Below are 15,370 nucleotides of genomic sequence, written 5' to 3' on the forward strand. Positions count from 1 at the left end.
AAGTGAATAAAGAACAATTTCAGCAACAGCTTGCGGAGAAAGGGATTCATCTTTCTCCTTCCCAGCTTGAGCAATTTGATTTGTACTATCAATTGCTCGTTGAATGGAATGAAAAGATGAACTTAACAGCGATTACTGATAAAGAAGAGGTGTATTTAAAGCACTTCTATGACTCGCTGTCTGCAGCGTTCTATTTTGACTTCTCCGGCAGCCTGGCTATTTGTGATGTAGGGGCAGGAGCCGGGTTTCCAAGCATTCCGTTAAAGATTGCTTTTCCGGATATTCAGGTGACGATCGTTGACTCACTCAATAAACGGATTACATTTCTAAATCATCTGGCGAGTGAACTGCAGTTAAATGATGTGCACTTTTATCATGACCGCGCGGAGACATTTGGGAAGCTTCCGGAGCACAGAGAACAATATGACGTGGTGATGGCCCGTGCAGTTGCCCGGATGTCTGTGCTGAGTGAACTGTGTTTGCCACTCGTCAAAGTGGGCGGAGTCTTTTTAGCGATGAAAGCGGCCAATGCAAAAGATGAATTAAAAAACAGTCATAAAGCACTCACGGTACTCGGTGGCCGTTTGCGGGAAGAACATTCATTTTTGCTCCCAATGGAAGAGAGCGAACGGGCTATTATGGTAGTTGATAAGACGAAAATAACACCCAAAAAGTACCCTAGAAAACCTGGAACGCCAAATAAGTCGCCGATTGAGTAAACCTCTGGTCTGCCGATAAACACCCGCTTTCTTTATAGCTTTCCTAGCTATGGTGTTCCCCGCTAGAGAAGCATTCTGAAAGCTAAACGTTTCCAGGCAGCCTAGGGCATATAAAGTATCGTCTTCATTTTGAAGTTATCCACTTGTGGATAACTTTACTTTTTTGAGATTGTGCAAAAAAGCAGTCTTTGGAAGAAGGAACAAGACTGTTAAAGAGAGAATAGGTATTAAAGGGAGTCCGTTAAAGGTGGTGTAGGGATCATGAAGCGTCGTTTCTCTCGTTTTTTTAACATGGGGGAAAAAGCAGCAGAAGAGCAGCCAAGAGACATAGCGTTAGTAGAAGAATCAGCAGCGGAGAGAGAGGCAGTTAAACAAATCCCGGTGTCCTTGATTATGCCGAACCGCTTCCAGCCGAGAACAGTTTTTGATGATGGAAAGATAGAAGAACTAGCTAGAACCATTCACATTCACGGTATTATTCAGCCAATTGTTGTCCGAGAAACAGAGGATGGGAAATATGAGCTAATTGCCGGTGAGAGGCGTTGGCGGGCAGTCCAAACATTGAAATGGGAGACCGTTCCGGCCATTATTAATAACTTAAATGATACCGAGACTGCTTCGGTTGCTTTAATAGAAAACTTGCAAAGGGAAGAATTATCGCCGATTGAAGAAGCGATTGCTTACGGGAAATTGCTTGAACTTCACGGTTTGACTCAGGAAGCACTTGCCCAGCGTCTCGGAAAGGGCCAGTCGACTGTAGCAAATAAGCTACGGCTGTTAAAGTTGCCGCAAGAAGTTCAGGAAGCTTTGGCCCAAAAGAAAATTACTGAGCGTCATGCACGAGCACTGATTCCATTAAAAAATCCGGAAAAACAAGTGCAGGTTATGAATGAGATTATAGAAAAACAGTTCAATGTCAAACAAACAGAAGACCGAGTCATTCAACTGCTGGACACACCGAAGCAAAAGCCTAAACCCCGCCGCAAAGCTTTTAGCAAGGATGTCAGAATTGCCGTTAATACGATTCGCCAATCGCTATCGATGGTGAGTGACAATGGCATTGATTTAAAGTCGCAAGAAGAGGAATTTGATGACTTCTATCAGATTACAATTAAGATACCGAAAAAGAAATGAAGTGAGAAGCCGGCTGACGGTTTCTCGCTTTTTTATTACAAAGCATGGATCGCAGGCCAATACGTATGTTTGCTAAAAATAAGCTGCCATCCAATTATTTGTGTGCGTATTCTTAAAAAGTATTTTCAGCAGGATTGATAACTGAGAGGCTATTTTTGTTAAAATAGAAATACAAAAATTACTAGGATAGAAGAAAGCAGGTGGGCCGGATGGGAAAAGTCATTGCGATAGCTAACCAAAAAGGAGGCGTAGGAAAAACAACTACCTCTGTTAATCTCGGAGCTTGTTTAGCTTCTTTAGATAAAAAAGTATTGTTGGTTGATATTGATCCACAGGGAAATGCAACGAGTGGGATCGGCATTGAAAAGGGAGATGTCGACCAATGCATGTATGATGTTTTAGTCGATGATATAGAGATGGCGAGCATTATTAAACCAGCTGCTATAGAGAACTTGTTTGTAGCGCCGGCAACCATTTCACTAGCGGGTGCAGACATTGAATTGGTACCGACGATTTCCAGGGAACTGCGTTTAAAAAGAGCACTTGAAGGAGTGCGTAACAATTTCGATTATATTTTAGTAGATTGTCCTCCTTCCCTTGGACTGTTAACCGTTAATGCTTTAACAGCAGCCGATTCTGTTATCATTCCTGTTCAATGCGAGTATTATGCACTTGAGGGATTAAGCCAGCTGCTCAACACAGTCCGTCTCGTGCAAAAGCACTTGAATACAGAATTAGCCATCGAAGGTGTTCTGCTTACGATGCTTGATGCTCGGACAAACCTCGGATTGCAAGTAATTGAGGAAGTAAAAAAGTATTTTCAGGATAAGGTTTACCGAACCATCATTCCGCGGAATATTCGTCTCAGTGAAGCGCCGAGCCATGGAAAACCAATCATTCTATATGATCCTCGCTCAAAAGGAGCCGAAATGTACTTAGATTTTGCGAAGGAGGTGGCAGCTAATGGCTAAAGGATTGGGAAGAGGCATTAATGCTATTTTCAAAGATCTTGAATTAGAAAATGAAGAAGCAGTGAAAGAGATAAAATTAAAGGAATTGCGTCCTAATCCTTATCAACCGCGTAAAATCTTTAATGAAGAAACAATTGAAGAATTAAAAGAGTCCATTCAAGAATATGGGATTCTGCAGCCGATTATTGCCCGCAAGAGCATCAAAGGCTACGAGATTGTAGTCGGGGAAAGGCGTTACCGGGCGGCAAAGGCTGCAAAGCTGGAGAGGGTTCCTGTTGTTGTTCGCAAGCTATCCGACGAACAAATGATGGAAATGGCACTTCTTGAAAACCTTCAAAGAGAGGATTTAACCGTACTTGAAGAAGCGGCAGCTTATCAGTCTCTCATTGAAAAGTTAAATCTGACACAAGAAGAATTAGCGTTAAAAATGGGAAAAAGCCGCTCCCATATCGCCAATCACTTGCGGCTGCTTTCACTTCCGGTAGAGGTACAGCAATTGATAAATGAAGGCAAGCTAACAATGGGACATGGCCGGGCACTTCTTGGTTTGAAAAGAAAAGAACAAATGATAGAGACCGCCAAAAAGACAGTGGCAGAAGGATTGAATGTAAGGCAGCTTGAAAAGTGGATTCAACAGCTGAATAATAATGTTTCACGTGAAACGTCTAGCTCCAAAAAAACAAAAGACATATTTTTAAAAGAGCGAGAAGAAGTATTAAGGGAGCATTTTGGCACATCGGTTCATATAAAACAAGCAAAAGACAAGAAAAAAGGAAAAATTGAAATTGAGTTTTTATCGGTAGAAGACTTAAACAGAATACTTGATTTATTAAAGAAGAATTAATCAGGGAGCTGTCGGTTACCGTCAGCTCCTTTTTCATAAGTGAAATTAAAGGAGAAAAGGGAAATGGTGTTATATGGATCCATTGTAAATGGTTTAACAATTGTTCTGGGAGCTATGCTTGGCAAGTGGTTAAATCGTATTCCAGAAGGGATTAAAGGAACCGTGATGCAAGCAATCGGGCTAGCGGTTGTCGTACTTGGATTACAGATGGGACTAAAAAGTGAAGACTTTTTGACTGTCATTATTAGCCTTGTTATTGGAGCAGCCATCGGGGAAATTTTAATGCTAGATGAACGATTGAACCGAATCGGTCTATGGCTAGAAAAGAAAATCGGCAAAGAAACAGATGAAACAAGTATCTCACAAGGCTTCGTAACAGCAACGCTGATTTTTGTTATCGGAGCAATGGGAATTATCGGGGCGCTTGACAGCGGCATCCGCGGCAACCATGAAGTGCTCCTGACAAAAGCAATTATTGATGGTGTCACTGCTTTAATTTTAACGACTACTTTAGGAATTGGTGTGATCTTTTCCGCTGTGCCGGTTGTTCTATATCAAGGAATCATTGCTTTATTTGCTACTCAAATCGACCGGTTTGTACCGAAAGAGTGGATGGACGCCTTTATTGTCGAAATGACCGCAACCGGAGGAATCATGATCTTAGCTATTGGGCTCAACTTACTTGGCTTGACGAAAGTGCGAGTAGCAAATTTACTGCCAAGCCTTTTAGTTGTCGGAGCGATTATTACGATTCAATATCTTTTTTAAAGAGCTGCTTAGAGTATAAGGATGCCTGCTTCTTTATATTCGAATCGGATGAGCCCATGCTTTCTTGCAAGATGGCAGAGGCCGAATATCGTATGGAAGCTTTGGCGATCCCTTCGGCTATAACACGAGCCATGCTCATTACAAGGTGTAATCGTGTATTTTGCAATACGAAGAATTCCATAAACCCACTAATATTTACAATGCCTGTTATATGGGCATCTCCTACGGCCGGTAATTGTTTGTTAACACCGGCCCCTGGTTTAACGGGCCCTTTGCCTACTTGGATACGTCCGACACTTTTCAACCTGCCTAGACAAGCATCTGCTCCGATAATAAAAGGGCGCTCGTGTTCTTTCTTTATGAGGGCAAGTTTCTCTACAAGATTTACTGCATGAACGGGATCTTCAAGTGTGCCATACATATGAAAGGCTGGTACATTCTTTTCCTGAAGCAACGTGCCGACAAGCGGGCCAAGAGCGTCCCCGGTAGAGCGATCGGTACCAATAAAAGTAAAGACAACCGGACAGCTTCCCGGAGGCGGCAGCAGCGTCAGCAAGTAGTCAGCAAATGTGGAAGCCGCCTGCTGCTCTTCATAATAAACACTATATGAATCAGGCTTTCGATCAAACAAATTTTTAAGATTCATAAGCTACCTCCTGCTGGATAATAGTAAAAGTATACGGATTTTTGAGCGATTCTATACATGCTCCCGGGAAAAAGAAAAAGTTTCTATTCAATGTGCCCGGCTACAAATTCTTTGCTATTCTTGTTAAAATGAAGATTGTCCTTCAAGCAAAGACCGTAAAGGAGGAATTTCATGTCTACATTTCAGCGCACGCTTGATAAAACGTGGGATAAATTAACAAATGAAGAGACGTGGCTTGCTGTTGGAGGAGGAGCAATAAAAATCATCCTGACGATGATTGTGGCAGCTATTCTTGTAAAAGTAGCTAAAACAGCCATCCGCAACTTTTTCCATTTGCGTGCAAAAGCCCCTCTTAGATATTCAGAACGGCGAGAAACCACTTTGTTAAAATTAATGGAAAATATAGTTTCCTATGTTGTATATTTCGTTGCACTCCTTAATATTCTCTCGATTTTAACTTTCAATGTGAAAGGGCTAATTGCCGGAGCCGGGGTTCTCGGCCTTGCGGTTGGTTTCGGCGCCCAGAACCTTGTGCGTGACGTAATTAGCGGTTTCTTTATCATTTTTGAGGATCAGTTTTCAGTAGGAGACTTTGTTCGTATCGGTAATTTTGAGGGGACTGTCGAAGAAATTGGTCTTAGAACAACAAAAATTAAACAATGGACAGGAGAACTTCATATTTTGCCGAATGGTTCCATTACGGAAGTCACCAACTTTTCTATTCATAACAGCATGGCTGTGGTAGATGTGAGTATCGCTTATGAAGAAAATATTGAAGAAGCAGAAAAAGCCATTGAAGCGTTATTGGGGACGCTGCAGGATAAGTACGAAGAAATTGTAGCACCGCCCACCTTGCTCGGTGTACAGAATTTGGCGGCCTCAGATGTTATCTTAAGAATAGCTGCTGAAACTACGCCGATGAATCACTGGTACATCGCCCGGATGATTCGTAAAGAAGTGAAATTGTGTTTGGATGAAAATGGAATTGAAATACCATTCCCACGGCTTGTTATGTATTCTCGTACAGAGCAAGAAGAAGCAGTGGCGCATAAAAAGAATGAAAACATAAGCAGGGGGTGAGCGTATGGAAAAAACATTTGAATTGAATGATGTCGTCGAAATGAAAAAACCACACCCATGCGGGACAAATCGCTGGAAAATAATTAGGCTCGGTATGGACATCCGAATAAAATGTGAAGGATGCGGGCATAGCGTTATTTTACCGAGAAGAGAATTTGTTAAAAAAATGAAGAAAGTGATTCATCCAGTTGAAAACAGCAGCGAAGCATAACGCTGCTGTTTTTTAGCAGAAAACTTGCAATGGATTAAAAACATTGCAGAGTAAAAGTAACTTTATCAAATTGTTTAGCGAGTAATTCTTCTTTTTCTATGCAAAAGTATAAGAGTCCTGAATCACCCCACATAACACCTAAGTCCTGCTCATCAGAATCTATTTGGAACAATAATACAGGGTGTTTGCTGCTATCATATAGCTCCTCAAATACATCATTTTGAACGTTGAATGGTTCTCCTAACATGTAATGAGCTGGGACAATAGAGCCGTTTTCATCTTCCGGCTGCATTAATTCCTGGCGAAAATTCCAAAAGCGATCTTCTTCGTTTTCATCTTCAAATGGCAGATTTTCAGGGTGCTCGGAAATGGTATATATATTCCTGAATGCTATTTTATAGGCGTCTAAAGAATAGTCACCTTCACTTTCCCCGGGAAATGCTCTTCTTTTTAATTCACAGACATCTCCATCAAAATAAAGAACTTTATAGCATCCTTCATCCTCTTCAAAGCCCCAAGGCTGTTCATGAGCATCATAAAATAAATATAAAATTCCCTTCTCAGGAAGCAAGTTATCTTTATCATACGGTTTTGCTTCTTTTAAATTAAATTGCCCGATGAACCAGAGATATCCGTTTTCATACGAGGGAAATTCCATTCCATCCGGCATATCCGGCAGGCCGCCTAATTTTGAAGTGCCAATTGGAATCTCTTCTTCTTTTATTGCTTTTTTCTCAATACCAATGGAATTTCGCAGAGATGTCATAATAGCCGATTTTTTATGAGACAATTTGTGCTCGCGAAGTAAGTGATCAATGCGCTGCATAGAATCCACTCCTAATTATGAAATTTTTAACAGTATAGCAAAAATTAAGGAGAACCATAGGAAAAGCGGCAATTGCCTTTTTCTTTGACTAAACTTATAATTGTGAAAGGTTTAGAGCGAAAGCAATAGAAGAGTTTACGATAGAGGAGTGACCGAAATGGCTTTAACAGCTGGAATTGTTGGTTTGCCGAATGTGGGAAAATCAACGTTATTTAATGCAATTACGAAAGCAGGCGCAGAATCTGCTAACTATCCTTTTTGTACCATTGATCCGAATGTAGGCATTGTAGAAGTGCCTGATGAGCGTTTAAATAAGTTAACTGAAATGGTAGAACCGAAGAAAACGGTTCCTACTGCTTTTGAATTTACAGACATTGCCGGCATCGTTAAAGGTGCGAGCAAGGGAGAAGGGCTTGGCAATAAGTTCCTCGCTCATATTCGTGAAGTAGATGCCATTTGCCAGGTAGTTCGCTGTTTTGCTGATGATAATATTACACACGTATCCGGAAAAGTTGATCCGATTGATGACATTGAAGTCATTAACCTGGAATTAATTTTAGCCGATTTGGAAACGGTTGATAAACGTCTTGTGCGCGTGGCCAAATTAGCCAAGCAAAAAGACAAAGAAGCCGTTGCGGAAAACGATGTTCTAGTCAAATTAAAGGAAGCGTTAGAAGCCAATAAACCGGCTCGCACAGTAGAACTTTCTGAAGAACAGAGCCGCATCGCCAAGCAGCTTCATTTATTGACAGCTAAGCCAATGTTATATGTAGCAAACGTTGGTGAAGAAGATATCGTTGATCCATCAGATAATGAATACGTTCAACGGGTTCGCGAATTTGCTGCAGAAGATAATGCAGAAGTCATTGTTGTCTGTGCAAAAATCGAAGAGGAAATCGCTGAGCTTGATGAGGAGGAAAAAGCGATGTTCCTGCAAGAACTTGGGATTGAAGAGTCTGGTTTAGATCAATTGATCCGCGCTGCCTACTCCTTACTTGGACTGGCTACGTACTTTACAGCTGGCGTTCAGGAAGTGCGCGCATGGACATTCCGTAAAGGAATGAAAGCCCCGCAATGTGCAGGCATTATCCATTCCGATTTCGAACGTGGATTCATCCGGGCTGAAACGGTTTCCTATGAGGATCTGATGACAGCCGGGTCTATGACAGCTGCTAAAGAAGCTGGAAAGGTTCGTCTGGAGGGCAAGGAATACATTATGCAGGATGGAGACGTTGTTCATTTTAGATTTAATGTATAAGACGAAAAAAGCATGAAATAAATAGAATCCATAGAGGAAAGCCGTATTACCCTTATTTTTTAGGATAATGCGGCTTTTAATTTCTCATATATAATTCTTTTTCGTATAGTTGACAGAGAAGGAAAAGAAAGTAAAATAAAAGAGAGCTACTTTGCTAAACAAGGTAGTAATTTTTGTTCCAGTAACTTGTTATGCAACCTACTTGAAAGGAAGAGAACGTTGTCCACAAAAAGTCAGCTGTTAAAAGGGGTGTTGGAGGGCTGTATTTTAGCATTAATTGACCGTCAGCCAACATATGGTTATGAGCTTTTTGCCTTACTGCAAGATCAAGGACTATCCATGGTAAGTGAAGGATCTATTTATCCTATTTTGCTGAGACTTCAAAAAGAAGGGTTGATCACAGGAGAAATGCGAAAATCTTCCCAAGGGCCCAACAGAAAATATTATTATTTAACTGCTTTAGGCAAAGAGAACTTAAAAACGATTCAAAAAGAATGGGAAGCCATAAAAAAACCGGTTGAACAGCTTTTAGATGGAGGGGAAAAAGAAAATGAATGCCAAGGAAATGGTGAATGTAAACAATGAAAGAAGACGATGTCTATCAGAGGAAAATGAGAAATACTATTCAGATATGTTAGTATATATCCGCACGAGCAGGATTGCTGAAAAAGCGGGAGAAGAATTGCTTTTGGAGCTTCTAGAGCATTTGATTGAAGCACAAACACAAGGGAAAACAGCAGAAGACGTATTCGGCAAGCACCCTAAAGATTATTGCGAACGTTTAATTACCGGATTGCCAAAGCCAGGATGGAAAGAAAGAATCAGTTTTTACTTGTATATATCTTTTTTAGGGGCGGCCTGGCTATTAATAACAGATGGAATAATGAACATTTTGTTGAGGACGATGAATATTCAAACGAAAACGATGACACTGCTCCCTGTTATGATAAGTTTTATAGGAATAGCTGCGATAGTCATGTTTATTGTAAGAGGGGTAAAATGGACCGTTTACGCAAAGCGCCCAGTTATGATAGCTGGATTAATTGGTGTCTGTGTCACTCTGCTTGTAGTCAGCCTGGCCTTCCTTAATTCTGTAGAGTGGTTTGGGGTGTCATTATCTGCCCCTCTTTCTCCTTTCGTCACATTGGCAGCCGCTGTTATTTCTTTTCTGATCAGCTTTTATTTTAAAAAATTGGATCAACAACTGTCCAGCTGATCGTATTGCATTTAAGAGACAATCATGATATAATTCTATCTTGTGAGTAATGAAACAGTTACTCCTTGCTCTTTTCAAAGAAAAAGAGCCGCATAGACCATGAGGAGGTGAAAGAAAGATGAGAAAGTACGAATTTATGTACATTATCCGCCCAAACGTTGATGAAGATACGAAAAAAGCGGTTGTTGAGCGCTTTGACGGAATTTTAACTTCTAACGGTGCGGAAATCATCGATTCTAAAGATTGGGGTAAACGTCGTTTAGCATACGAAATCAACGATTTTCGTGAAGGCTTCTATCAATTAGTACATGCTAACGCCGATGCTGCAGCGGTTCAAGAATTTGACCGTTTAGCAAAAATCAGCGACGACATCATCCGCCATATCGTAGTACGCGAAGATGACAAATAAATCGTTTAAATAAACAATCTTTCAAAATGTTCTGCTTAAGGACATTTTGAACTAAAGGGGGTTGATTCTGATGATGAACCGAGTCGTTTTAGTAGGCCGTTTAACTAAAGATCCGGAACTTCGTTACACACCGAACGGAGCAGCTGTTGCTACCTTTACACTTGCCGTGAATCGTACGTTCACTAATCAGCAGGGCGAGCGTGAAACGGACTTCATCAATTGTGTCGTTTGGCGCCGGGCAGCAGAAAACGTAGCAAACTTTCTGAAAAAAGGAAGCTTAGCTGGCGTAGATGGCCGTATTCAAACACGTAATTATGAAGGACAAGATGGAAAGCGTGTGTACGTAACCGAGGTCTTAGCTGAAAGCGTACAATTTTTAGAACCACGCAGTGCTGCTTCAAGCGAGCGTGGCAATGAAAATAACGCATACGGCGGCGGACAAAGAAACCAGGACTTTCCGTTTGGACAACAGAATCAACGCAATAATAATAATAACAGTAACAACAATTCAGGTTATACAAGAATGGATGAAGACCCATTTGCAAATGACGGTCAGCCGATCGATATTTCAGATGATGACTTGCCATTCTAATCATTACTAAAAGAGGAGGGAATCGACATGGCAGGACGCAGAGGCGGACGTAAGCGCCGGAAAGTATGTTACTTTACAGCTAACGGCATTACGCATATCGACTATAAAGATGTAGAACTTTTGAAAAAGTTTATCTCTGAACGTGGAAAAATCCTTCCACGCCGCGTAACTGGAACAAGCGCTAAATACCAACGCCGTTTAACTATTGCAATTAAACGTGCTCGTCAGGTAGCTCTTCTTCCATTCGTAGCTGGAGAATAATTTAACGAAAGACTCGCCTTGACCGGCGGGTCTTTTTTTATGATCAATTATTTGAAAATATAAATATTTTATAAAAGTATCTATATTTTTATAAAACGACCGATGAAAAAGAAGGAAATTGTACGGTGCTAAGGCGCGCATCCGTACTCCCATTATCAATTATGTACAGGAGGGTGATAGATTTGAGGTCAATTAAGGCTAAATTAATGATACCTCTTACTTTACTGCTCATTTTATCTTTTGCTTTTATTATTGTTTTTATTGGTCATCAAATTGAAAAGCAAACGAAAGAAGAAGTCATTGGGCAAACAAAAGGAATTGTAAAGCAAATGAGCGATTCAGTTTCTTTATTTTTAGATCAGCATAGAAAAAGTATTGAATTAATTGCTAAAGATCCAGTGGTTGTCCAACGGGGAGTAAACCTGGCGGGCGGCAAGGAGGACATAAAGAATCAGGAAGCTGTCATGAACTCGCTCAAGCGCTATTTAACCTCCTATAAAGATGTATTGAATATCTACTTTGCTACACCAAAAAGGACAGTAGATATTTATCCTGCTGAAGTTCCAGACAATTTTGATCCAACAACAAGAGATTGGTACAAGTTAGCGATGGAGTCAGAGGGGAAAGCTATATGGAGTGAACCGTATATAGATGCGACCACTGGAGAATATGTAGTGACTGTGTCTCAGTTGGTAACAATGCAAAACAAAAAAATTGGTGTCATTGGAGCTGACATCAGCTTAGGCGTCATGACAAGTCAAATGGATCAAATGCATATTGGCTACAACGGCGAGCCAACCATTATTTCCAAGCAAGGGCTTGGTATTGTCCATCCGACCGAGGAAGGAAAAGATTTGACTAAATACGACTATGTTCAATCTATTCTTGATAACAATCAAGAGGAGGGAACTGTGGGATACAAGAAGGACAAGCAAGAACGCATTCTTGTATATGATACCGTAAAAGAAGTAGGTTGGAAGATTGGAGCTGCCTACAAGTACGATTCATTGCTTGGTTTATCCAAATCAATCGGAAAATACCTGGCAGTTACCGGCGTCATTCTGCTGCTTGTCATGATTGGTGCCATTCTTTATATACTCAATCAAATAATCAAACCAATTCGCTCTCTTGGAAAATTAGCTAAAGAAGTGGCTAGAGGAGATTTAAGCGTACAGGTGCCTGTTACAACTAAAGATGAAGTTGGCGAACTGGCGAAGACATTTAATGAAATGGTCACTAGTATGAGGGAAATTATTTCGGTTGTTAACCATTCAGCTGACAATGTCACAAAAGCGGCAGAGAACTTAAGTGCTGTTTCGGAAGAGACAAATGCTTCGAGCGAACAAATTGCTGTCGCCATTAACGAGATTGCCAAAGGAGCGGCTAAATCATCAGAAGAGTCCAGCGAGGCAACCGAACGTTCTCGCCATCTTGGTGAGCAAATTAATCAAATTGCCAATCAGGCTGGTGAAGTACGGGAAGCAGCCCGCCAGACAGAAAATGTACAAAAGGCAGGACTGGGACAAGTGGAGACGCTTAGCTCCTCCAGTACAGAAACAAACATGTATATTGATAAAATGGAGAAAGTCATTCTTGCTTTAGAGGCAAAAGTGAAATCAATTGAATTGATTATGCAGACGATTACCGATATTTCTTCACAAACGAACCTGTTGGCTTTGAATGCTTCGATTGAAGCAGCGCGGGCAGGAGAACACGGCAAAGGCTTTGCTGTTGTCGCTGAAGAAGTCCGGAAGCTCGCTGAGCAGTCTGCGCGGGCAACTGATCAGGTGAAGGAAACGATTAGCGATATTCAGGAAGGATCAGGGCAAGTAGTCGAGCAGATGGCGAAAACACGGACGAATTTTGACAGCCAGACAGCGGCAGTGGAAGAGACAGAGGTTATTTTCAAGAAGTTGTCTTCGCTGGTAGAGAAAATGGAAGTCTCTATTTCGGCTATTAATGAGGAGATATCTGGAGTAGCCAGTACGAAGAATGAAGTGTTGGAAGTGATGGAGCAAATTGCTGCTTCCTCGGAACAATCAGCAGCTGCAAGTGAAGAAATCAGCGCTTCAGCTGACGAGCAACTGCATGCCATTCAGTCGGTGGCTATGTCTTCTGAGCAGTTGATGGAATTAAGCATCGAATTAAAAAAGACGGTTAATCGCTTTAAGCTGCACAGCTAAAAGAGCGCTTCTTGACTGTCTTTAAAGTGGGTGTTCTATACATTTTGCGACTCGCCTTTTTAGGGCGGGTCTTTTTTATTTAAAACTACTTTCTATTAATGAACCCTCCCTTTATAAAATTAATAATAGTTTTACAACCAGTTAATATTACCTTGGGTACAAAAGACTATAATCGAAGAATAATGCGAGGGAAGGTGGGGCTGAAACTGAAATCCATTCGATTGAAGTTCATTGTACCTATTTCTATTTTGATAATTCTTTCTTTTTCTTTCCTGATCTTTTTTATTGGATGGCAAGCAGAAGAAAAGACTAAAGGGGATGTAATGCAGCAGACGAAAGGCATTGTGAAGGAACTGGAGCATTCTATTCAGCAATTCTTAAGAAAGTACGAGGAAAGCATTCAGCTGCTTTCAGCAAGCGAACAAGTAACAGCTTACGGAGAAAGCATAACAGATTCTGCTGCAATAAAAGAGAAGCAGGCAGCAGAGAGAGGGCTGCAAGAAATTTTAAATGAATATACTTATTTATATAAGGATGTACTCACTGTTTATTATGTATCCCCTGACAAGCAATTTAAAATGGCTCCATCAGTTAGTTTGCCGGCAAATTACGATCCTACTGTAGAAGAATGGTTTAAAGCTGCTAAACAAAAGCCGAAGTTGACCGCTTGGAGTGATCCTTATCAAAATAAATCCGGTGCGTATGTAATTACTGTTTCTAAAGCAGTGTATAGGGGAGATCAATGGCTGGGAGTCATTGGCGCAGACATTAATTTGACAAGCTTAACTAACCATATTAATGATTTAAAAATTGGCTATGAGGGTTACCCGATTATTATGGCAAAAAACGGGGATGCCATTGTGCATCCAAAAGAAAAAGGCAAGAACTTAACAAACTTCCCTTTGTTTAAGCAAGTGGCTGACAGCGGGAAGGAAAGCGGCATTGTGGGGGATGAAAAGGGAAAAGAATTATTTGTTTATGAGACGATTGACCGCACACATTGGAAGGCAGGCGCTGTCTACCAGAAAAGCGAATTATTGAGCGTTTCGAAGGGGATCGGAGATATATTAATTGTTACTGCTCTTTCTATATTGCTCGTTATTATCGTTTTTATTTACTATTTATCTTCCAAAATCACCAAACCAATTGAGAAGCTGAATCAGTCTGTTGGTGAGGTAGCTAAAGGAAACTTACATACGAAAGTAAAAGTAAAAGGCCGGGATGAAGTTGCACAACTTGGTTATAGCTTTAACAACATGATCGACAGCATGAGCCATATTATCGTAGTAGTTTCACAGTCAGCTCATAATGTAAGAGAATCCATGAATGAATTAACATTAACAGCTCAAGACTCCAGTCGGGCCAGTGAGCAAACATTTGCAGCTATTAATGAAATTGCGGCAGGGGCTGTGCGTTCAGCAGAGGAAGCAAGAAAGGCAAAGGAACAGTCGGGGGAATTTGGAGAAATTATTAATGCTGTTTCAGCAAAAGCAGAGATCATGGCAGCTTTTGCTGAAGATGCCGGGCGGGCGAACCGGGCCGGTTTTGATCAAATTCAATATTTACAAGAATCAAATCATATATCTGAAAGGTTTATTGATACAACAGAAGAGGTAATAACAGAGCTTGGTTATAAAATCGAGGAAATTGGAAATATTGTTCAAGCCATCACTGATATATCTTCTCAAACAAATTTGCTTGCACTCAACGCCAGCATTGAAGCAGCGAGAGCTGGTGAGCATGGAAAGGGTTTTTCTGTCGTTGCTCAAGAAGTTCGCAAGCTTGCTGAACAATCTAATTATGCAGCACAAGAAATTAAAGGAATGATTGTCAATATTCATGAGGGCTCCGAACAGGCTATTGCGCAAATCTACCAAACAAAGGAAAACTTTTCTAAACAAACAAAAGCAGTTAAACAAGCAAATGCTATTTTTCAGAAAAACTCTGCCCTTATGGATAAAATGAAGGATGCTGTTTCGGACGTTCATCAAGATATTCAGCAAGTTACAGGAAAAAAGGATGAACTGTTGTCTTTAGTTGGCGATATGGCTGAACTTTCCTCATATGCTGTCGCAGCTTGTGAGGAGGTTAGGAATCATACGGATAACCAGATGCAGACCGTACAATCCGTTACAACAGCAGCCGAGAAGCTGAATGAATTGAATCGGGAACTGCTAGAATCTATTCATCACTTTAACTTATAAAAGTTGATAGGTGCGAAAAAGACTGCCGGAAAAGATTGCGGCAGTCTT

Annotated in this window: 17 protein-coding genes; 15 read left to right on the plus strand and 2 right to left on the minus strand. The window is 40.9% G+C overall.

The features are described 5' to 3' along the window. Positions 1–2 precede the first annotated feature (2 nt). From rsmG to ACH0BF_RS13745, 5 genes are all read left to right on the plus strand, one after another. Complete coding sequence (gene rsmG / locus ACH0BF_RS13725; RefSeq protein WP_120035768.1) at positions 3–719, plus strand: 16S rRNA (guanine(527)-N(7))-methyltransferase RsmG; 717 nt, start codon at positions 3–5, stop codon at positions 717–719. A 261-nt stretch (positions 720–980) separates the two neighbouring features. Further along, positions 981–1,853 carry a nucleoid occlusion protein gene (gene noc, locus ACH0BF_RS13730; protein ID WP_120035767.1) on the plus strand — a complete coding sequence of 291 codons (873 nt, stop codon included), beginning with the start codon at positions 981–983 and terminating at the stop codon, positions 1,851–1,853. A gap of 209 nt (positions 1,854–2,062) precedes the next feature. Further along, positions 2,063–2,824: a ParA family protein gene (locus tag ACH0BF_RS13735; RefSeq protein WP_120035766.1), complete on the plus strand. Its 762-nt coding sequence runs from the start codon at positions 2,063–2,065 to the stop codon at positions 2,822–2,824. Continuing rightward, positions 2,817–3,668, plus strand: a complete 852-nt coding sequence (locus ACH0BF_RS13740; protein WP_120035765.1) for a ParB/RepB/Spo0J family partition protein — start codon at positions 2,817–2,819, stop codon at positions 3,666–3,668. Before ACH0BF_RS13735 ends, ACH0BF_RS13740 begins: the two co-directional genes overlap by 8 nt. Before the next feature lie 63 nt (positions 3,669–3,731). Beyond that, a complete protein-coding gene (locus ACH0BF_RS13745; protein ID WP_120035764.1) occupies positions 3,732–4,436 on the plus strand; it encodes a DUF554 domain-containing protein in 705 nt (234 codons plus the stop codon). Here ACH0BF_RS13745 and yyaC read toward each other — a convergent pair. Further along, positions 4,414–5,082: a spore protease YyaC gene (gene yyaC / locus ACH0BF_RS13750; protein ID WP_340851711.1), complete on the minus strand. Its 669-nt coding sequence runs from the start codon at positions 5,080–5,082 to the stop codon at positions 4,414–4,416. The genes ACH0BF_RS13745 and yyaC overlap by 23 nt on opposite strands. Before the next feature lie 171 nt (positions 5,083–5,253). Between yyaC and ACH0BF_RS13755 the strand changes: the two genes are divergently transcribed. Together ACH0BF_RS13755 and ACH0BF_RS13760 are read left to right on the plus strand one after the other, a co-directional pair. Then, positions 5,254–6,162, plus strand: a complete 909-nt coding sequence (locus ACH0BF_RS13755; protein WP_120035762.1) for a mechanosensitive ion channel family protein — start codon at positions 5,254–5,256, stop codon at positions 6,160–6,162. Positions 6,163–6,166: 4 nt separating this feature from the next. Further along, complete coding sequence (locus tag ACH0BF_RS13760; RefSeq protein ID WP_120035761.1) at positions 6,167–6,373, plus strand: DUF951 domain-containing protein; 207 nt, start codon at positions 6,167–6,169, stop codon at positions 6,371–6,373. Between the two features lie 34 nt (positions 6,374–6,407). On the opposite strand, the gene ACH0BF_RS13765 is transcribed toward ACH0BF_RS13760, so the two are convergent. Next, positions 6,408–7,199 carry a YwqG family protein gene (locus ACH0BF_RS13765; protein ID WP_340851715.1) on the minus strand — a complete coding sequence of 264 codons (792 nt, stop codon included), beginning with the start codon at positions 7,197–7,199 and terminating at the stop codon, positions 6,408–6,410. Between the two features lie 157 nt (positions 7,200–7,356). Here ACH0BF_RS13765 and ychF point away from each other — a divergent pair, with 157 nt between their 5' ends. The 8 genes from ychF (at position 7,357) to ACH0BF_RS13805 (ending at position 15,322) form a co-directional block, all read left to right on the plus strand. Further along, entirely contained in the window at positions 7,357–8,457 is a 1,101-nt protein-coding gene (gene ychF, locus ACH0BF_RS13770) for a redox-regulated ATPase YchF (RefSeq protein WP_120035759.1), read from the plus strand. Positions 8,458–8,676: 219 nt separating this feature from the next. Further along, entirely contained in the window at positions 8,677–9,042 is a 366-nt protein-coding gene (locus ACH0BF_RS13775) for a PadR family transcriptional regulator (protein ID WP_120035758.1), read from the plus strand. Next, positions 9,008–9,673: a DUF1129 family protein gene (locus ACH0BF_RS13780; RefSeq protein WP_406909514.1), complete on the plus strand. Its 666-nt coding sequence runs from the start codon at positions 9,008–9,010 to the stop codon at positions 9,671–9,673. Before ACH0BF_RS13775 ends, ACH0BF_RS13780 begins: the two co-directional genes overlap by 35 nt. 118 nt (positions 9,674–9,791) lie before the next feature. Then, complete coding sequence (gene rpsF / locus ACH0BF_RS13785) at positions 9,792–10,082, plus strand: 30S ribosomal protein S6 (RefSeq protein ID WP_049665910.1); 291 nt, start codon at positions 9,792–9,794, stop codon at positions 10,080–10,082. 70 nt (positions 10,083–10,152) lie between these two features. After that, the gene (gene ssb / locus ACH0BF_RS13790) at positions 10,153–10,674 is read left to right on the plus strand and encodes a single-stranded DNA-binding protein (protein ID WP_120035756.1); all 522 of its coding nucleotides are present in this window, start codon (positions 10,153–10,155) and stop codon (positions 10,672–10,674) included. Between the two features lie 27 nt (positions 10,675–10,701). Beyond that, the gene (rpsR, locus tag ACH0BF_RS13795) at positions 10,702–10,935 is read left to right on the plus strand and encodes a 30S ribosomal protein S18 (RefSeq protein ID WP_041095655.1); all 234 of its coding nucleotides are present in this window, start codon (positions 10,702–10,704) and stop codon (positions 10,933–10,935) included. A gap of 182 nt (positions 10,936–11,117) precedes the next feature. Beyond that, positions 11,118–13,118, plus strand: a complete 2,001-nt coding sequence (locus ACH0BF_RS13800; protein WP_406909515.1) for a methyl-accepting chemotaxis protein — start codon at positions 11,118–11,120, stop codon at positions 13,116–13,118. 182 nt (positions 13,119–13,300) lie between these two features. Next, positions 13,301–15,322, plus strand: a complete 2,022-nt coding sequence (locus tag ACH0BF_RS13805; protein ID WP_406909516.1) for a methyl-accepting chemotaxis protein — start codon at positions 13,301–13,303, stop codon at positions 15,320–15,322. Positions 15,323–15,370 lie beyond the last annotated feature (48 nt).

This window comes from Pseudobacillus sp. 179-B 2D1 NHS (assembly GCF_045370945.1).
GTDB lineage: Bacteria > Bacillota > Bacilli > Bacillales > Domibacillaceae > Pseudobacillus.

Bases quoted from the DNA above. Each gene is read 5' to 3' on its own strand.
- noc (WP_120035767.1), top strand. From the start codon at position 981: ATGAAGCGTCGTTTCTCTCGTTTTTTTAACATGGGGGAAAAAGCAGCA.
- ACH0BF_RS13735 (WP_120035766.1), top strand. From the start codon at position 2,063: ATGGGAAAAGTCATTGCGATAGCTAACCAAAAAGGAGGCGTAGGAAAA.
- ACH0BF_RS13740 (WP_120035765.1), top strand. From the start codon at position 2,817: ATGGCTAAAGGATTGGGAAGAGGCATTAATGCTATTTTCAAAGATCTT.
- ACH0BF_RS13745 (WP_120035764.1), top strand. From the start codon at position 3,732: ATGGTGTTATATGGATCCATTGTAAATGGTTTAACAATTGTTCTGGGA.
- yyaC (WP_340851711.1), bottom strand. From the start codon at position 5,082: ATGAATCTTAAAAATTTGTTTGATCGAAAGCCTGATTCATATAGTGTT.
- ACH0BF_RS13755 (WP_120035762.1), top strand. From the start codon at position 5,254: ATGTCTACATTTCAGCGCACGCTTGATAAAACGTGGGATAAATTAACA.
- ACH0BF_RS13760 (WP_120035761.1), top strand. From the start codon at position 6,167: ATGGAAAAAACATTTGAATTGAATGATGTCGTCGAAATGAAAAAACCA.
- ACH0BF_RS13765 (WP_340851715.1), bottom strand. From the start codon at position 7,199: ATGCAGCGCATTGATCACTTACTTCGCGAGCACAAATTGTCTCATAAA.
- ychF (WP_120035759.1), top strand. From the start codon at position 7,357: ATGGCTTTAACAGCTGGAATTGTTGGTTTGCCGAATGTGGGAAAATCA.
- ACH0BF_RS13780 (WP_406909514.1), top strand. From the start codon at position 9,008: ATGAATGCCAAGGAAATGGTGAATGTAAACAATGAAAGAAGACGATGT.
- rpsF (WP_049665910.1), top strand. From the start codon at position 9,792: ATGAGAAAGTACGAATTTATGTACATTATCCGCCCAAACGTTGATGAA.
- ssb (WP_120035756.1), top strand. From the start codon at position 10,153: ATGATGAACCGAGTCGTTTTAGTAGGCCGTTTAACTAAAGATCCGGAA.
- rpsR (WP_041095655.1), top strand. From the start codon at position 10,702: ATGGCAGGACGCAGAGGCGGACGTAAGCGCCGGAAAGTATGTTACTTT.
- ACH0BF_RS13805 (WP_406909516.1), top strand. From the start codon at position 13,301: ATGCGAGGGAAGGTGGGGCTGAAACTGAAATCCATTCGATTGAAGTTC.